The sequence below is a fragment of the Corynebacterium axilliensis genome (assembly GCF_046097495.1).
GTDB lineage: Bacteria > Actinomycetota > Actinomycetes > Mycobacteriales > Mycobacteriaceae > Corynebacterium.
In genome coordinates, this window is record NZ_CP175768.1 from 1,635,992 (window position 1) to 1,649,566 (window position 13,575).

At 60.1% G+C, this 13,575-nt stretch carries 9 protein-coding genes; 2 read left to right on the plus strand and 7 right to left on the minus strand.

Annotation, left to right across the window (positions count from 1 at the left end):
• Nucleotides 1-36 precede the first annotated feature (36 nt).
• Nucleotides 37-225, plus strand: a complete 189-nt coding sequence (locus ACKFR8_RS07905) for a hypothetical protein (RefSeq protein ID WP_204099431.1) — start codon at nucleotides 37-39, stop codon at nucleotides 223-225.
• 120 nt (nucleotides 226-345) lie between these two features.
• A complete protein-coding gene (locus tag ACKFR8_RS07910; protein ID WP_408929691.1) occupies nucleotides 346-1,275 on the plus strand; it encodes a class C sortase in 930 nt (309 codons plus the stop codon).
• A gap of 84 nt (nucleotides 1,276-1,359) precedes the next feature.
• On the opposite strand, the gene ACKFR8_RS07915 is transcribed toward ACKFR8_RS07910, so the two are convergent.
• The 7 genes from ACKFR8_RS07915 to ACKFR8_RS07945 all read right to left on the minus strand — a co-directional run bounded on the left by ACKFR8_RS07915 (nucleotide 1,360) and on the right by ACKFR8_RS07945 (nucleotide 13,539).
• Nucleotides 1,360-4,869, minus strand: a complete 3,510-nt coding sequence (locus ACKFR8_RS07915; protein ID WP_408929692.1) for a DUF6923 family protein — start codon at nucleotides 4,867-4,869, stop codon at nucleotides 1,360-1,362.
• Complete coding sequence (locus ACKFR8_RS07920) at nucleotides 4,869-5,738, minus strand: surface anchored protein (RefSeq protein WP_408929693.1); 870 nt, start codon at nucleotides 5,736-5,738, stop codon at nucleotides 4,869-4,871. The genes ACKFR8_RS07915 and ACKFR8_RS07920 overlap by 1 nt, the downstream gene beginning before the upstream one ends.
• A gap of 37 nt (nucleotides 5,739-5,775) precedes the next feature.
• Entirely contained in the window at nucleotides 5,776-6,714 is a 939-nt protein-coding gene (locus tag ACKFR8_RS07925) for a class C sortase (protein WP_408929694.1), read from the minus strand.
• A gap of 164 nt (nucleotides 6,715-6,878) precedes the next feature.
• A complete protein-coding gene (locus tag ACKFR8_RS07930; RefSeq protein WP_306507730.1) occupies nucleotides 6,879-8,348 on the minus strand; it encodes a SpaH/EbpB family LPXTG-anchored major pilin in 1,470 nt (489 codons plus the stop codon).
• Between the two features lie 525 nt (nucleotides 8,349-8,873).
• The gene (locus ACKFR8_RS07935) at nucleotides 8,874-10,658 is read right to left on the minus strand and encodes an ABC transporter ATP-binding protein (RefSeq protein WP_296134196.1); all 1,785 of its coding nucleotides are present in this window, start codon (nucleotides 10,656-10,658) and stop codon (nucleotides 8,874-8,876) included.
• 3 nt (nucleotides 10,659-10,661) lie between these two features.
• Entirely contained in the window at nucleotides 10,662-12,365 is a 1,704-nt protein-coding gene (locus ACKFR8_RS07940) for a VanW family protein (protein WP_408929695.1), read from the minus strand.
• 34 nt (nucleotides 12,366-12,399) lie between these two features.
• Complete coding sequence (locus ACKFR8_RS07945) at nucleotides 12,400-13,539, minus strand: glycoside hydrolase family 3 N-terminal domain-containing protein (RefSeq protein WP_408929696.1); 1,140 nt, start codon at nucleotides 13,537-13,539, stop codon at nucleotides 12,400-12,402.
• Nucleotides 13,540-13,575 lie beyond the last annotated feature (36 nt).

The following is a 13,575-nucleotide window of genomic DNA, read 5'->3' on the forward strand; positions in this document are numbered from 1 at the left end:
ATTTCATGGACTAATTTCATACCTACAGGATGGACCATGACAGCCCCGATCTTCACGCCCAAAACCACAGCGGAGTTTTGCGCTGAGCGTGAGCATCTACTCCAAGAGCTTGCGCCCCGCACAGTCGATGAACACCGCGAATTGCGCGCGATTGATCAAATCTTAACCATCGATGAGGCCACTCTGAATCGGTATGAAGCCCTGTGCTTCGTTATCGGTGACTAGACACAGAAACGATTTCTTTTAGATCTGCTTCTTCCCTAGTCTGAGGTTCTAAGAATCTCTTAAAACGCCCCACGTCAGCTCAGGGGCGTGCGGCAACAGACCCCACACAGGCAGGACACAATGGGCAAGCACGAACCAGTGGAAGTCAGGAACACACCCAAGAAAAAGGGCGTCAACCCCAACGCCATCATTGCGTTAATTCTGATCCTCGTCGGCCTCGGTGTCTTGCTCTACCCCGTCGTGGCCACGCAGTGGAACAACCACACCCAATCCCGCGCCGCGGAGGAATACGCCAAACTGGAGAAGCAAGCCCCGCCTGAGGTACTGCACACCGCGTGGGACGAGGCACAGGCCTACAATGCCCAGCTGGGCCACATCAGTGTGGAAGACGCTTGGACCACCACCGATGACGAAGACTCTCCCGAATACCAGCGCTACCGCCAATACCTGTCTGTATTGTCGGAGACCGATGCCATGGGCCGCATTGTTATCCCCTCCATCAATTCCGATCTGCCCATTTATCACGGCACCTCAGAAAAGGCACTTTCTCGCGGCGCTGGCCACCTCTATGGCACGGACTTACCTGTCGGCGGCGTAGGTGATGGTGAGGGCCGGCACGCAGCACTTTCCGCTCACACGGGCCTACAAAACGCCACGCTGTGGGACAACCTGACCAAGGTCAAGAAGGGCGATGCTTTCTACATCGCCGCCGGCGGCGAGAAGCTCAAGTACGAGGTGCACGATATTCGGGTCGTCGAGCCTGCGGACACCAGCTCGCTCCACCGTGAGCCAGGCCAGGACCTCGTTACGCTCATTACCTGCACCCCCTACGGTGTAAATACCCACCGCTTGCTCGTCACCGGCCACCGAGTGCCAATGGATCCGGAAGACGAGGCCGCATTCAACAGCTCTGGTATTCACTGGCAGTGGTGGATGTGGGCCATTCTGGCTGCCGCTGCCATCATCGTGCTTCTTCTCATCTACTGGTGGCGCAAATATGTGGGCAACGGCAAGGGCGCCGCGCTTGACGACGACCCGCAGGACTCCTAACCGACAATGAGCATGCAATAAGGCCCGCCCTTCCCTGGTTATTGGAAAAGCGGGCCTTTTCTAAAGTTGCCGCAAGCGGTGGTTCTATGCCGGGCGACGTCGCAAAGCGAGGCACCCTGCCGCGACAATCGCGCCACCAGCGAGCGCCCACAGGCCTACGCCCTCACCACCGGTCTTGGGCAGTGCACCCTTGGTGATGTCAGCGACCTGAAGGACGCCGATTTTCTTCACACAGTTGGCAGAGGTGTCAGATTCAGCGCACCTATTACTGGTGATCGCGGTCCCCCCGGAGAGCACCTTGATGACTGCATTGCCATTCTGATCCCACTCCGTCGAGAACTTGATCGGCGCGGGCAGCAGATTATAGCCGTTCGGTGCCTTGGTCTCGATGAGGTAATAAACGCCAGGGGCGTCCAAGCCTTCGAGCTTGACGCGGCCTGTGGTGGTGGTCGTGGACTGCTTCACCACGGGGTTAGCATCAGCGTTGACGCTGCCATCCGCGTTTAGCTTCAGGTTGCCGTTAGCATCACCGCGGTGGACGGTGAACTGCGCGCCGCCAAGCAACCCGTCGGTTTGGATCTCGTCCGGGTTGTCCGGATTATAGCTCGCCTTTTCGAGCAGGACGTCCATAGTTTCCTTGGTCTCCAGCGGGATACAGTCAGTATCCTTCCAGCCGCCTATTTCTGCCTCGTTCATGAGTCCAAAGTTGGGCTCGTGCAGGCCATCCTTGGTGTAGCAGCGGGTGTTTCCTGCAGGTTGGCTCGGGTACCCGGCGGGTACAGAGGTGCTGTCCAGCTTTGAACGATCCAGCTTGAAACGCACCGTCACCTCGTAGACATGCTGCCCTGTACTTCCGCCAACACCCTTGGATTTAGGTTTAATGATCTTCGGAGTGTCATTCTTGTTGAGTTCGTACGGACCGGCGCCCAGGTACGACTGCGGCTGGCTGGTCCTGTTGAACTCATCCTTGAAGACCACAGTGGCTCCAGTCACCGTGGCAGCACCAACGAACTTCGGGGTGTCCGTGAGCTTGCCGTAGATCACGTCGTTGGTGTCGAAGCCAGGTGCGTCCGGTGCCTCAACTACGACGTTGTACTTCGCAGTGTATTCATTCACTGCACCAAGAACAGGTTGCGGTGTGTTGTCGACAGCAACCTTATTCAAGCAGGCTTCAGTAGCAACGTTGTCATCTTCAGCCGGGCTCGACTCCCCGTCCGTGGCCTGGAAGGCCACCTTGTTGGGACTACACACCGTCTTGAGGTTGCCGTTCTCATCTTTTCGCACCGGCGCAGAGACGACATACTCTACCTTCGCGTGTCCGGGAAGGGTACCCACGTAACCCTTCATGTACCCCACCTCACCACTTGTGGCTGACGGCACGTCCATCCCGGCGTAAATGCCGCTCTCAGGTTTGATCTCATTGGGCCCCGGACCACGGCCGTTGACCACGGTAGATCCCGGACCAAAGCCCTCAAACTTTGCCTTGGGGTCGGTAGCGTTCACACCATAGTGAGTATCCGTTGGTAGGTATTCCCAGAACGTACCACCCGAGCTGGCATTGTCCGTAGTGTTTTCCACGGAGATAGTCCAAAAAGTCCGCACCTCACCGTCCACCACCTTGGTCTCGGAGCGTTGCTTCTTCACCGCAATGTTTGATTGCAGCGCTGGCGGCGGCGGAACTAGGTCGGAGGCCGCGTCCGTGTTAAATGAAGCAGGCAGGTTGTTCATTATGTTGACCAGCTCGAACTTCGGGCTATCATCATCTGGGTTGGTGATCTTTAGCTCAAAGCCCAGCTGATTCGCATTCGCACTACCCGAGCCAAAACCCAGGTTTCCATTGGAGTAGGTCCACGCCTTGCCCCAAGAAGCAGAGGGGTTCGAGATCGTGCGCCCATCCAAGGTCTTGATGCCGGTGAGATCCCAGGTCCTGATGTCGCCGGTCTGTGTGTCAATGCGTTCAAGGATAAGCTTGTCGCCTGCCTGAGCCTTACTCTGGAAACCCCACATATACTTCTGGGCTTGCGGGAGCACCGCCCAGTCCTCCGAGTAGGACTTCTGGCTTCCTAGCACGCGTTGAGCCGTGACTTTGTCGACGTCGACCTTATAAAGGTGACGGCTACCAGAAGTGGACGTGTTGCCCACAAAGAATCCCTCGCTGGTGTACACGCCAGCGTTGAGGACATCCCGGTCGCCGCTCGTTTCAAACGGGGTACCGGTACTTCCGGCCTTTAAAATAGGCCCAAGATTATATACTTCACCGGTTGCCGGATTGATCTGAAGGAGATTTCCTGCCGGGTAGCAAGGATCACCATTTCGGCCGCGAATCTGGCTCACCGCATAGAGCCAGTTATCACTCGAATCAAAGGCTAGAGCATTGTACACCCAGGGAGTGGACTCTCCCACCTGGCGAAAGTCTCGGCCTTGGTTGACTTGACGGCTCAGAATGGAAGTGTCTCGGCGAAGATCCTTAGGTTCACTGGTTACAACGTAGACAGGGCTACCGTCGGCAAATTCAGCTGGGGTGAGATCGCGCTTTGGCTGTCTGCTTGTAACCGGATCTTGGCACTCCTCTTTCGCAGGAACGGTGAAGGAAGCTGTAAACACTGTATCGGCTGGCCCGCGGTGAACACCCTTAAACTGAATCTGTGCGGTGCCACCAATAGTAATCTGCGGCAGGATGACTTGGTATTCCTTGGCGCTAATCCTTTTGTAGGTCACCTTCGCCTCATACCAACCTCCGTTGGCACCGGTGTAATAGATCGTCAGGTCATCAGGGTTAGTCGATAAATAACTGTTAACGCTGGATTTGAGGGTAACCACCGTGCCTTGCGGAATGGACAGCTGGCCGCCAAAAAGCTCACCGGCCGGAATCTTAAAGTTCGGGATATAGCGGCTTCCCTTGAGCACGTATCCATCGTTTACCATCGTGATGGTGCGGTCGCCTGCAGCGTACGGGGTAATGTTCGGCGCCGCCATCAGACGGGCTGGGGCCGCGTCAACGTCAGCAATATCAAGCGGCTCAGTCACCTCCGAAGGGGCTTCTAAGGCTTCGCTGGATTCAGGTGATGACGTGCTGGTAGTCTCCTCGGCTACTCCACGCACGTCGACGGACATCCCGCTCAGTTCGGATTCCTCTGCGACCGCTGGGATCTTCAGTGAGAAAGCTGCCCCTGCTGGCACGTCAGTAGAAAGGCCAGCGATTCGGAAAGTCACTGAAGAACTGGTTGATTTTACAACGAGGTTGTCTCCTTCGCGGACGGGGATCACTTCGCCGTCGATAGTCAGTGTGTAGGCCGAGCCGTCGAACTCCAGTCCTGCAGTCTCAACAGTGAATTCCAACTCCTCCACGGTTCCGGCGTCAACAAAGTGGCCTTCAAATGTTGCGGAGTCGCCAACAGTCAGGCTCAGTTGGTCTGCGGAATCGAGCTTGGTGCGCAGGGTTGTGGTTTGTGCTTCGGCGACAGCACCAACGATTCCGGGCAGAGCAGCCGGTGCAGCAACACCAACAACGAGAGCCAGTGCAGCAATGAACGCCGCAAGAGCACGCCAGCGGTACACAACCGGCTCGACCGGATGAGAATCTGTCCAGGACATTAGCGTCCCTCGCTTTCTGAATTCTTCCTACGGCTAGAGGCAATCATCACAAATCCAGTGGCAATCAACGCCAACGCTGCGGCCACCACACCGAGTACTTCTGCGCCGGTCATTGCCAATGAGCCGCCATTCCCTTGCGAGCGGTTCGGGGAATCTGAAGTTGTGTTTGTACCAGATTCCGGGTTGTTAGGTGGCGTTGTCCCAGGCTCGTGCGGAGTCTCTCCTGGCTTCGTCGGTGGTACCGGGGGAATCAACGGAGGGAACACCGGCGGAAACTTTGGTGTTGTCCGCGGAGTACTCGAGGTTGTCGATGGAGTATTCGGAGTTGTCGGGGCCGTGGGGGTCGTCGTCGGCGTCGGCGTTTCACCCGGTTTGTGGGTCTTGGCCACAATCACTCCTGGTACTGGTTTCGGGTTATCTACCGCCGTATGGAATGGAACCGCCACCACAAACGGGTTTATCTCTCGGTAGGAATCATCCGGCGCTGTAGACGTCACCACATAGAAGCCATGAGCTAGACCATCAAACGTCACCTCGCCGTTGGCATTGGTGACCAGATCCACGTGCACATCGGTGCGCCAATCACGAACCTCGTCGAGATTCGCGTTCCGTACGCGGGCTGCGTCGTCAGCGTTGGTCGGGTCCAAGCCGGCAAGCCGGTCCAGATGAATTGTGACACCTTGGATTTTTCCCGAGGGCGGCTGGCCATCGTCGTTGGGATTGCCTTGTGTCAGCCGGATTGTCACTGTATCCGTAGCCGAAGTGCGTTCCGCACCAGTGGACTGCTGCCCGGCAACCTGCACCGCTTCTGCAGCAACGACGCCCGGCCCTGCGAACGCAATCGCACACGCTACTCCGACGGCAGCCACTCGGGCCGACCATGCATTTGTCAACCTCTTCATCGCCTTACTCCCGCACGCTACTTTCCTTATTAATAACTTCTTGCGCCCCGGTAGCCGCCTTCTGGCGACGCAGCCACCACACCAGCCAACACCCAATGACAATCACCGCAGCCAACAGCGCGTACATCCACCACTGCCAGCCCGGTCCGTGGGAGGCGTCGAACACCGACTCCTCTCCCGGCTCCAAAGGAACCTGATGGCCACGCACCAGCAAGCGATGCGTGTTGATCCCGTACGGGGTGCACGTAATCAGTGTGACATAGTCCTGATCAGCGACTGGCCGCAGACCATCAACCTCGCTCGGCAACACCACTTGGATGTCGTCCACGACGTATTTCAATTTGTGGCCAGCAACCTGAATGTAGAAAACATCTCCCTTGGAAGCCGAATCAAGGTGATCAAACATTGTCGAATTTGCCAGACCCGTATGCCCCGTGATGACGGAATGGGTTCCTGGTCCGCCGACCGGCAAGTCAGAGCCATATAAATGTCCTAGTCCACGCTGCAGCGTCTTATCCGCGGTGCCGTGAAACACCGGTAAATCAACGTCTACGGCTGGGAAGACAAGGCGAGCCATCGCTTCGTTCTCGCCCAACTGCTTCAGATAAACCTCATAGTCAGGATTGTCTTCCCCGATACGGTTCAACCACGGATCCAAGATCGGACCCGAAGTCTGTTCCTCGTTGTACGCATGCGCAGCATCCCATACAGAGTCCTGAACCTGCACCGGCGTCTCTTTATCCAGTCGCGCATATTCCTGCGCCACTCTTGAGGCATTCCAGTTGTTCCATGCAGTCGAGACCACTGGGTACAGCATCACCAACAACCCGACGACAACTACCACCGCCGGAAGAACGAGGCCTCCACGGCGCCTGTGTCGTCGGCCAGTTTCTTGGCCTACCACCGAAGTCAACGACCCGCACCACCCAAAACAATGCCCCACGCGCTAGCACAGCGCGACCGGGATTACAACGAAAGAAAAAGAAGGGGACCAAAGTTTATATCTAGTCCAGTCCCCTTACTGGATCGAGCGCCCTACTTTTGGTTACCCGACCCGCAGCGCAGACCATCATGGACAGTCTGCACCACCGGAACTACGCCCGGCTATTAGTTACGCGCGGTACGACGAGCAAACCAGGCACCAGCAGCAACAATCGCTGCGCCAATGGCGGCCAGGATGCCCACACCGGCGCCACCGGTCATCGGCAGATTCGGGGTGTCCTGCTTAATGTTGTCGATCTCAGACACGAGGGTAATCTTGTCGTCACCGTTCAGTTCACCAGTCTTCGCGATGTTGTCGCGGGTGAAGTCAATCTCAGTAACGTTTTTCTCCGGCAGCGCATAGCCGGCCGGAGCCTTGGTCTCCTTCAGACAGAACTTCTTCACGTCGGTGACCTGTGCGTTGTCCGCAAAATCGGTGACATGCAAGCCATCGATAGTGATGGTGCCGTCCTCACCAGTGGTCCACTTGTTCGCGCCGTTTACCGTCAGCGGGTTCTCGAGCTTATCCTGCGCGGAAACACATCGGTAGAGCTCGAACTCAGCACCTTCCAGGACTTTACCGGCTTCCTTACCGTCCTTCTTCACGACCTTCAGCTTGCCGTGGTAGGTGACGACCTCGTTGGTCTTGTTCTTAACCTCGTTGCCGGTGTTCGGGTTGTTGAAGATGACGTCAGCCTGGTTCTTCAGCTCGGTGGTGTCGCCAACCTTATTGCGCTTAACCTCGAAGGTCAGAGACAACTTGTCACCGGACTTGACCTTGGCAAGGCCCTGCTCGGTGAGGGTTACAACAAGCTTGTTGCCGTTAGCCTTCGGGTCATTGACCGTGTAGTCACCCGCAGTGAGAACCGTCTCACCAGCCTTAACCTCAGTGACTTTCTGGAAGTCAAGGCGCTGATCCAGCTGATCCTCGAAACGGAAAGCAGTCAGGCTCTTACCTTCGCCCCAAGTCGGGGCATCCGCATTGATGGTGTAGGAGTACGCGTCCTGGATGTTCTTATCTGCATCCTTGACAGTCTTCTCGGTCTTGGTTTCCGTGTTCTTCGGGTATGCGATGACGTCGTAGTTCCACGCATCGGAAGCCTCATTGACCATCGGCACCGACACGATGAACGGAGCACCAGAAACGATGCCGGCGGGGGCTTTGGTCTCCTCAACCAAGTAGATGCCCAAATCCAAGTTCTCGAAAGCCACCTTGCCGTCGGGACCGGTGGTCTGATTGAAAGTTGTATCGGTCTCGTGGCCCTTGGCATCGGCAGCGTTCTGCGGGAACTTGGTCCAATCACCCTTCTGCAGGTCATAATCCAGCTTGGTGATCTTGTAGGTCACATCCTGAAGCGCCTCGCCCGGAACATCTTGCATTTCCTTACCGGTAGCACGCGTCGTCGACTCAGCACCCTTCTTCTTGTAGAGGGTGATGGAGCCCTTCTTGGCAAAGTCGATGTTTGCCTTGTTCACGGCACCCTGCTCAGTGCCAGCGTTCTCCTGGGCCAGTGCACCCGGAGCGGAGATACCCAAGGAGAGGCCAACGATTGCAGCGAAGGTAACCGAACGAGCGGTACGAGAGATCTTGTTCACGAAAACTGGTCCTTTACACGAGTTATGAAATGAGGCACCGCGCCCCATTGGCTGTGTGCAATCCAATCCCCACGGTTCACGCACCATGATCCGACTCAGTATTTAGAGTCTTTCACCCCGCCTAGGCCAACGTTCTATCGAAAAAAGTAGCTGCACAGGGCTCAAGACTCAGCTGACGATAGCCTGTGGATTGCATAACTGAATTCTACACTGAAAGCATAAAGAAGGCATCGCCGCCACAACCTCTCACACCAGTCTGCGAGAAATTCCCAGAATCCGGCCATCCTCACCTTGGAGAAGCTGTCAATATAGCAGGTCACATGAGTTTTGCGGGTAACCTGCCAGGCTTAGGTGCACTTCTATAAAACGCGCCACACCGTCCAGCGCGGGGGTATTTTAAGCCAATCTTTACACCCGTCACACAGGAAACAGCCATCCCTTAGAGCGAAGGTCGAGTGCCACACCTGTCACGGCGACGTCCGAAAACCATAAATTCGCCAAATAACGGCAGGAAGCCCCGAACAATTAGGAATCTTCACCCAAAGCGGACGCGGCACGAAGCAGCGCCGCATAAGCACCGCCGCGAGCCAGCAGCTCAGCGTGGGTGCCGCGCTCGGCCACGCGGCCGGCATCGAGGACGACGATCTGCTCTGCATCGCGGATGGTGGACAGACGGTGCGCAATGACCAGGCGGGTCGCATCCGCGCCAAGGACTGCTTCCTGGATAGCGCGTTCGGTTTCGTTATCGAGGGCTGAGGTGGCCTCATCCAGGATGAGCACCTGGGGTTCGCGCAGCAGCGTGCGCGCGAGCGAGAGGCGCTGCTGCTCACCGCCGGAGAAACGATAACCACGCGAGCCCACGAGAGTATCGAGTCCCTCAGGAAGCGCGGCAATGACCTTATCCACGCGGGCGGCCTGCAGCGCCAGCCACATGTGTTCCTCCGACGCATCAGGCTGCGCAAAGAGGAGGTTCTCCCGCACGGTGCCGTGAATCAGGTAGGTTTCCTGGGAAACCACGCCGATGACAGCCGAACGTTGATCGGCAGGAATGTCGCGCAAGTCGACTCCACCCAAGAGCACGGAGCCTTCCGTTGGGTCGGCCAAGCGCGCCAGGAGCGCGGCCACCGTGGACTTGCCGGATCCGGTATGCCCCACAAGTGCGGTGGTGGTGTGGGCGGGGATGGACAGGGAGACCTCGGAAAGCGCGTCGGTGTCGGTGCCGGGGTAGCGGTAGGAAACGTGCTGGAGGGTGAGGGAGGCGTCGGCAAGCTGCGCGGGCTCGGTGACCTCATGAAGCTCGGGTTTTAAGTCCAGGTACTCAAAGATGCGGCTAAACAGCGCCATCGACGCCACCCACTGCGCGCCCACATTGAGCAGGCCGGTAATCGGGCGGAAGATTTGGGTCTGCAGCGTGGAAAAGGCAATCAGCGTGCCAATCGTAATCCCCGGGCGCAGGCCAGCCACCAGGTAAATCAGCGCCGGCATCACGCCGAAAATGATCTGGGTCAGCGCCATGCGCCAACGCCCGGCCAGCTGTGATTCCAGCTCCAAGCGGATGAGTGAACGTGAGGTTGTCTCAAACGTGTCATACACGCGCCCCTGCGCGCCCAATGTGGCCGCCAGGCGCATGCCGGAAACAGAGAGATTCTCCGAAATGGTCTGCTGCAATGTTGCCTGCGCGCGAGAGTTTTTCTCCATGAGGCTGCGGCGCAGGATGGCCGCGCGGCGCGTCAGCCACACCGCGGGCGGCAGGACAATCAGGGAAAGCAGGGACAGCGTGGGCGATAGAGCCACCATGGCCACCAGGGTGGCCACGGTCATGGTGAGGTTGCTCGCCACGGAGGTTGCGGTGGTGGTGACCATGCCGCGCATGGCCGCGATGTCATTGGTCAGCCGGGACTGGATCTCCCCGCCCCGGTTGTTGGTGAAGAACTGCAGGGACTGTCGCTGCAGGTTGGCAAAGACCTGCGTGCGCAGCTCGTGCATGATGGTATGTCCCACGCGCGCGGAGAGAAAGGACTGGACCACGCCGATGGCCTGGGAGACCACGGTAACGGCGAGCATGCCGCCGACCAGCCACAACAGCAGAGTGGTGTCGTGGTTGGGGATGGCGTCATCGACAGTGCGGCGCACCAGGAAGGGCTGCACCACGGTCAGCCCCGAGGTGGCCACGATGAGCGCGGTCACCAGCAACAGGGTGCCGCGGTGGGCCGAGAACAGCCGGGCCACGCGGCGGAACTTCACCGGATGCTGGGCTAGCTGATCGACGTCCGCGGGGTCCTTCACCGCGGTGTGCATCGGCCGCGTCATGGCTTAACCGCAGGTGACAATCGGCTGCGGGTCATAGACCGTGGTGGTGGTCTCCCGGGAGAGCTCCTTGCCGGAGAGGTCCTTAATCACGCGCGTGTCCGAGGTGGTAAAGCCCGGCGCGCCGCCCGACGGCGAGCAGTCCTCCTTCACCGTCATGCGCTGCGGATCCGTCTTGGCCCAGCGGCCGTTGTTGATGGATTGCACGTCCACGGTCTTCACGCCCTTGAAGCGCACGGTGATGTCCTTGCCATAGCTGGTCTCAATGCGCACCGGGTGATCCGAGGTGTTGGTGAACTGCAGGTCAATCGCGCCCTCGTAGACGGTGGCCTCGCGGCCGGCCGGGTAGCGCGAGATGTAGTAGGAGTGCGGCGTATGCGCGGTGTCCTCCATGCCGGCGAAGTACGCGGCGTTGTACAGCGTGGTGGCGAATTGGGAAATGCCGCCGCCCACCGCGGTACCCGCGTGGCCGTCAATAATGATGCCGGATTCCACGTAGCCCTGCCCGGTGCCGCGGGGACCGGTGTAGCCGTTGAGGGAGAAGGTCTCCCCCGGGTTGACCACAGCGCCGTTGACCTCTTGGGCCACCAGGCGGATGTTGGTGCCGGAGGCGCCGGAGAAGCCGCCGGTGGAGAACTCCGAGATGGTGTCGTCGAAGGTGGCCTTCTCCGCCATCTCGGTGGTGAACTTGGCCGGGTCCGGCTTGTAGTCGGCGTCCCACTCGCGGTCGTCCTCGGAGGAAACGCGCTCCTCGAACTTCTCCAGGGTCTTGTCCCAGTCGATGATGGAGCCGTCGACAGAAGGCGTGACCTGCTTCTTGTTGCCGCTAAAGGAGATCTTGGCGTTGGTGCCGGGGACCTCAGAGCCCTGCATGCGCTCCGCAAAAAGCTCGCGGGCGCGGTCCTTGTCCACCTTGAGGCGCAGCTCGCCGTCCTCGGCGGCGATGGTGACGAACTGGGAGATCTCCGGCTTGCGCAGGGTGCCGGTGGTGTTGTTCTCACCCTTCAGGGTCAGCGGGTTATCCAGGGCGCGGGCGGCATCACCCGTGCGCATGGCCTCAATCGCCTCGTCATTGATGCGCGGCTCCACCACCATGGGCGTCACGTCCACGCCCTCCGGATCCAGCCAGTGGTCCACCACCGCGTTGTGCAGGGTGCCCTGGTCCACGGCCTGGCCCAGCTCCGGGGCGGTTTCCTTGAGAGAGCCATTGATGAGCTCCAGGTTGCCGTCCTTGGGCTCGATGCTCAAGTCCTTGCCCACACGCTCAAGCTCGCCGCCCAGGGCCTGCTCGTCCACGTCCACTGCCACCGGGATCTCCTCGGTGGGCTTGATAAAGCTGTAGAGGCGCGCGAAGGGGTTGAGGGAGGCATCCGGGATGCCGTCCACCGCCTTCTGGTAATTCAGCGCCAGGCCGGAGTCCTGCGGGGTGAACTGGGTGCTCTTCTCGCCGGAGCGCACCTCCACCGGCTGGGAGGCAACATCCCCCAGCTCGTCTTCGAGCTTGCTCACGGCAGCGGTGCGCTCCATGCGGGAGATGTCGACGCCGCCTACCGACGTCGCGCGCGGCACCTTGTGCTGGTTAGCCAGAACGTCCCAGGCGTAGGCGATGCCCGCGATGAGCACGAGGCCCACGAGCACGCCGAGGGTGACCTGCAGCCCCCTGCGGCTGCGCTCGCGGCGGTGCTGGCTGTGTCCGATTGACTTTTTCACGAGTATGACACTATCGCCCAAGCGCGGGTTTTTACTAGTCGGAGCCCATCTGGCGCACGGCGTCGTCGAAGCGCGCGCGGTCGATGGAGCCGTCCTCCACGGCCTGCACGACGGCGTCGATCACCGCCTCGACGTCATCATCCGTCGACCACAGCGGCATGTCCGCGCCGGCGGCGATGGCGGCAGCGACGGCGTCGGGCACCCCCAGGGTGTCGGAGATGGACGCCATTCCTCCCAGGTCATCGGTGTAGATGGGGCCGTTAAAGCCCAGCTCCTCCCGCGCTAGCTGGTAGGCCTGCGGGTTGATGGAGGCGGGCTGGTCCCCCAGGCCCGGCACCACGAGGTGGCCCATCATGAGCGCGGCGTTCGGCGCGGCCGGGATGGCCTGCTGGAAGGGGATGAACTCGTGGCCGGCCAGCTCCTCCAACGGCGGGGTGACGGCCTGGCCTAGGTGCGTGTCCCCGGAGGCGCGGCCGTGGCCCGGGAAGTGCTTGAACACGGCCTTCACCCCGGCGGTGTCGAGTCCGCGGGCAAACGCCGCGCCGTACTCGCCGGCCTGGGCGGGATCGGTGGAAAAGGCGCGGTCCCCCACCACCTCGAGGTCGCCGCCGTCCACGTCCAGGACCGGGGCGAAGTCCACCGTCAGGCCGTGGGCGCGCAGGCTCTGACCAATCTCGCGGGCCAGGGCCTCGACCTCCTCCGGGCTCTTCTCCGCGGCCATGGCCTGCGGGGAGGGATAATCCCCCAGCACCTCGGAGAAGCGCTGTACCCGGCCGCCCTCGAAGTCGATGGAGGCCTCGAAGTCGCGGCCTATCTCCTCCCGCAGGGCGTTGAGGCCGCGGGGGCCGTCGCCCAGCAGCTCCGGGTCGGCCCAGCTGGGGATGAACAGCCCGCCGACGCCCGCCTCGAGTTTCGCCTTCGCGTCGTCGTAGTTGAGCGCCGGCGGCATGAGCAGGGAGGCGGCCTGGGCGCGCACATCCTGCTGCTCGGGCGCGGGGCTGGCCGGGGCCGCGCTGCTCGGTGTGCTTGGTGTCTCTGCGGACGCCGCGCTTTCCGACGTCACCGGGGCCGCCGGTGCCGCCGAGGAGCCTCCTTCACGCGCCGGTTCCTGGCCCGCACATGCGGAAAGCGCGCAGACCGCGGCGAGGACTGGGACGAAGCTGGCTTTAGTCATACCCACCAGTGTGCCTGAAGCGCCCGCGGCGGCGAC

Coding starts and splice junctions, on each gene's coding strand:
- ACKFR8_RS07905 (WP_204099431.1), top strand. CDS start 37: ATGACAGCCCCGATCTTCACGCCCAAAACCACAGCGGAGTTTTGCGCT.
- ACKFR8_RS07910 (WP_408929691.1), top strand. CDS start 346: ATGGGCAAGCACGAACCAGTGGAAGTCAGGAACACACCCAAGAAAAAG.
- ACKFR8_RS07915 (WP_408929692.1), bottom strand. CDS start 4,869: ATGTCCTGGACAGATTCTCATCCGGTCGAGCCGGTTGTGTACCGCTGG.
- ACKFR8_RS07935 (WP_296134196.1), bottom strand. CDS start 10,658: ATGACGCGGCCGATGCACACCGCGGTGAAGGACCCCGCGGACGTCGAT.
- ACKFR8_RS07945 (WP_408929696.1), bottom strand. CDS start 13,539: ATGACTAAAGCCAGCTTCGTCCCAGTCCTCGCCGCGGTCTGCGCGCTT.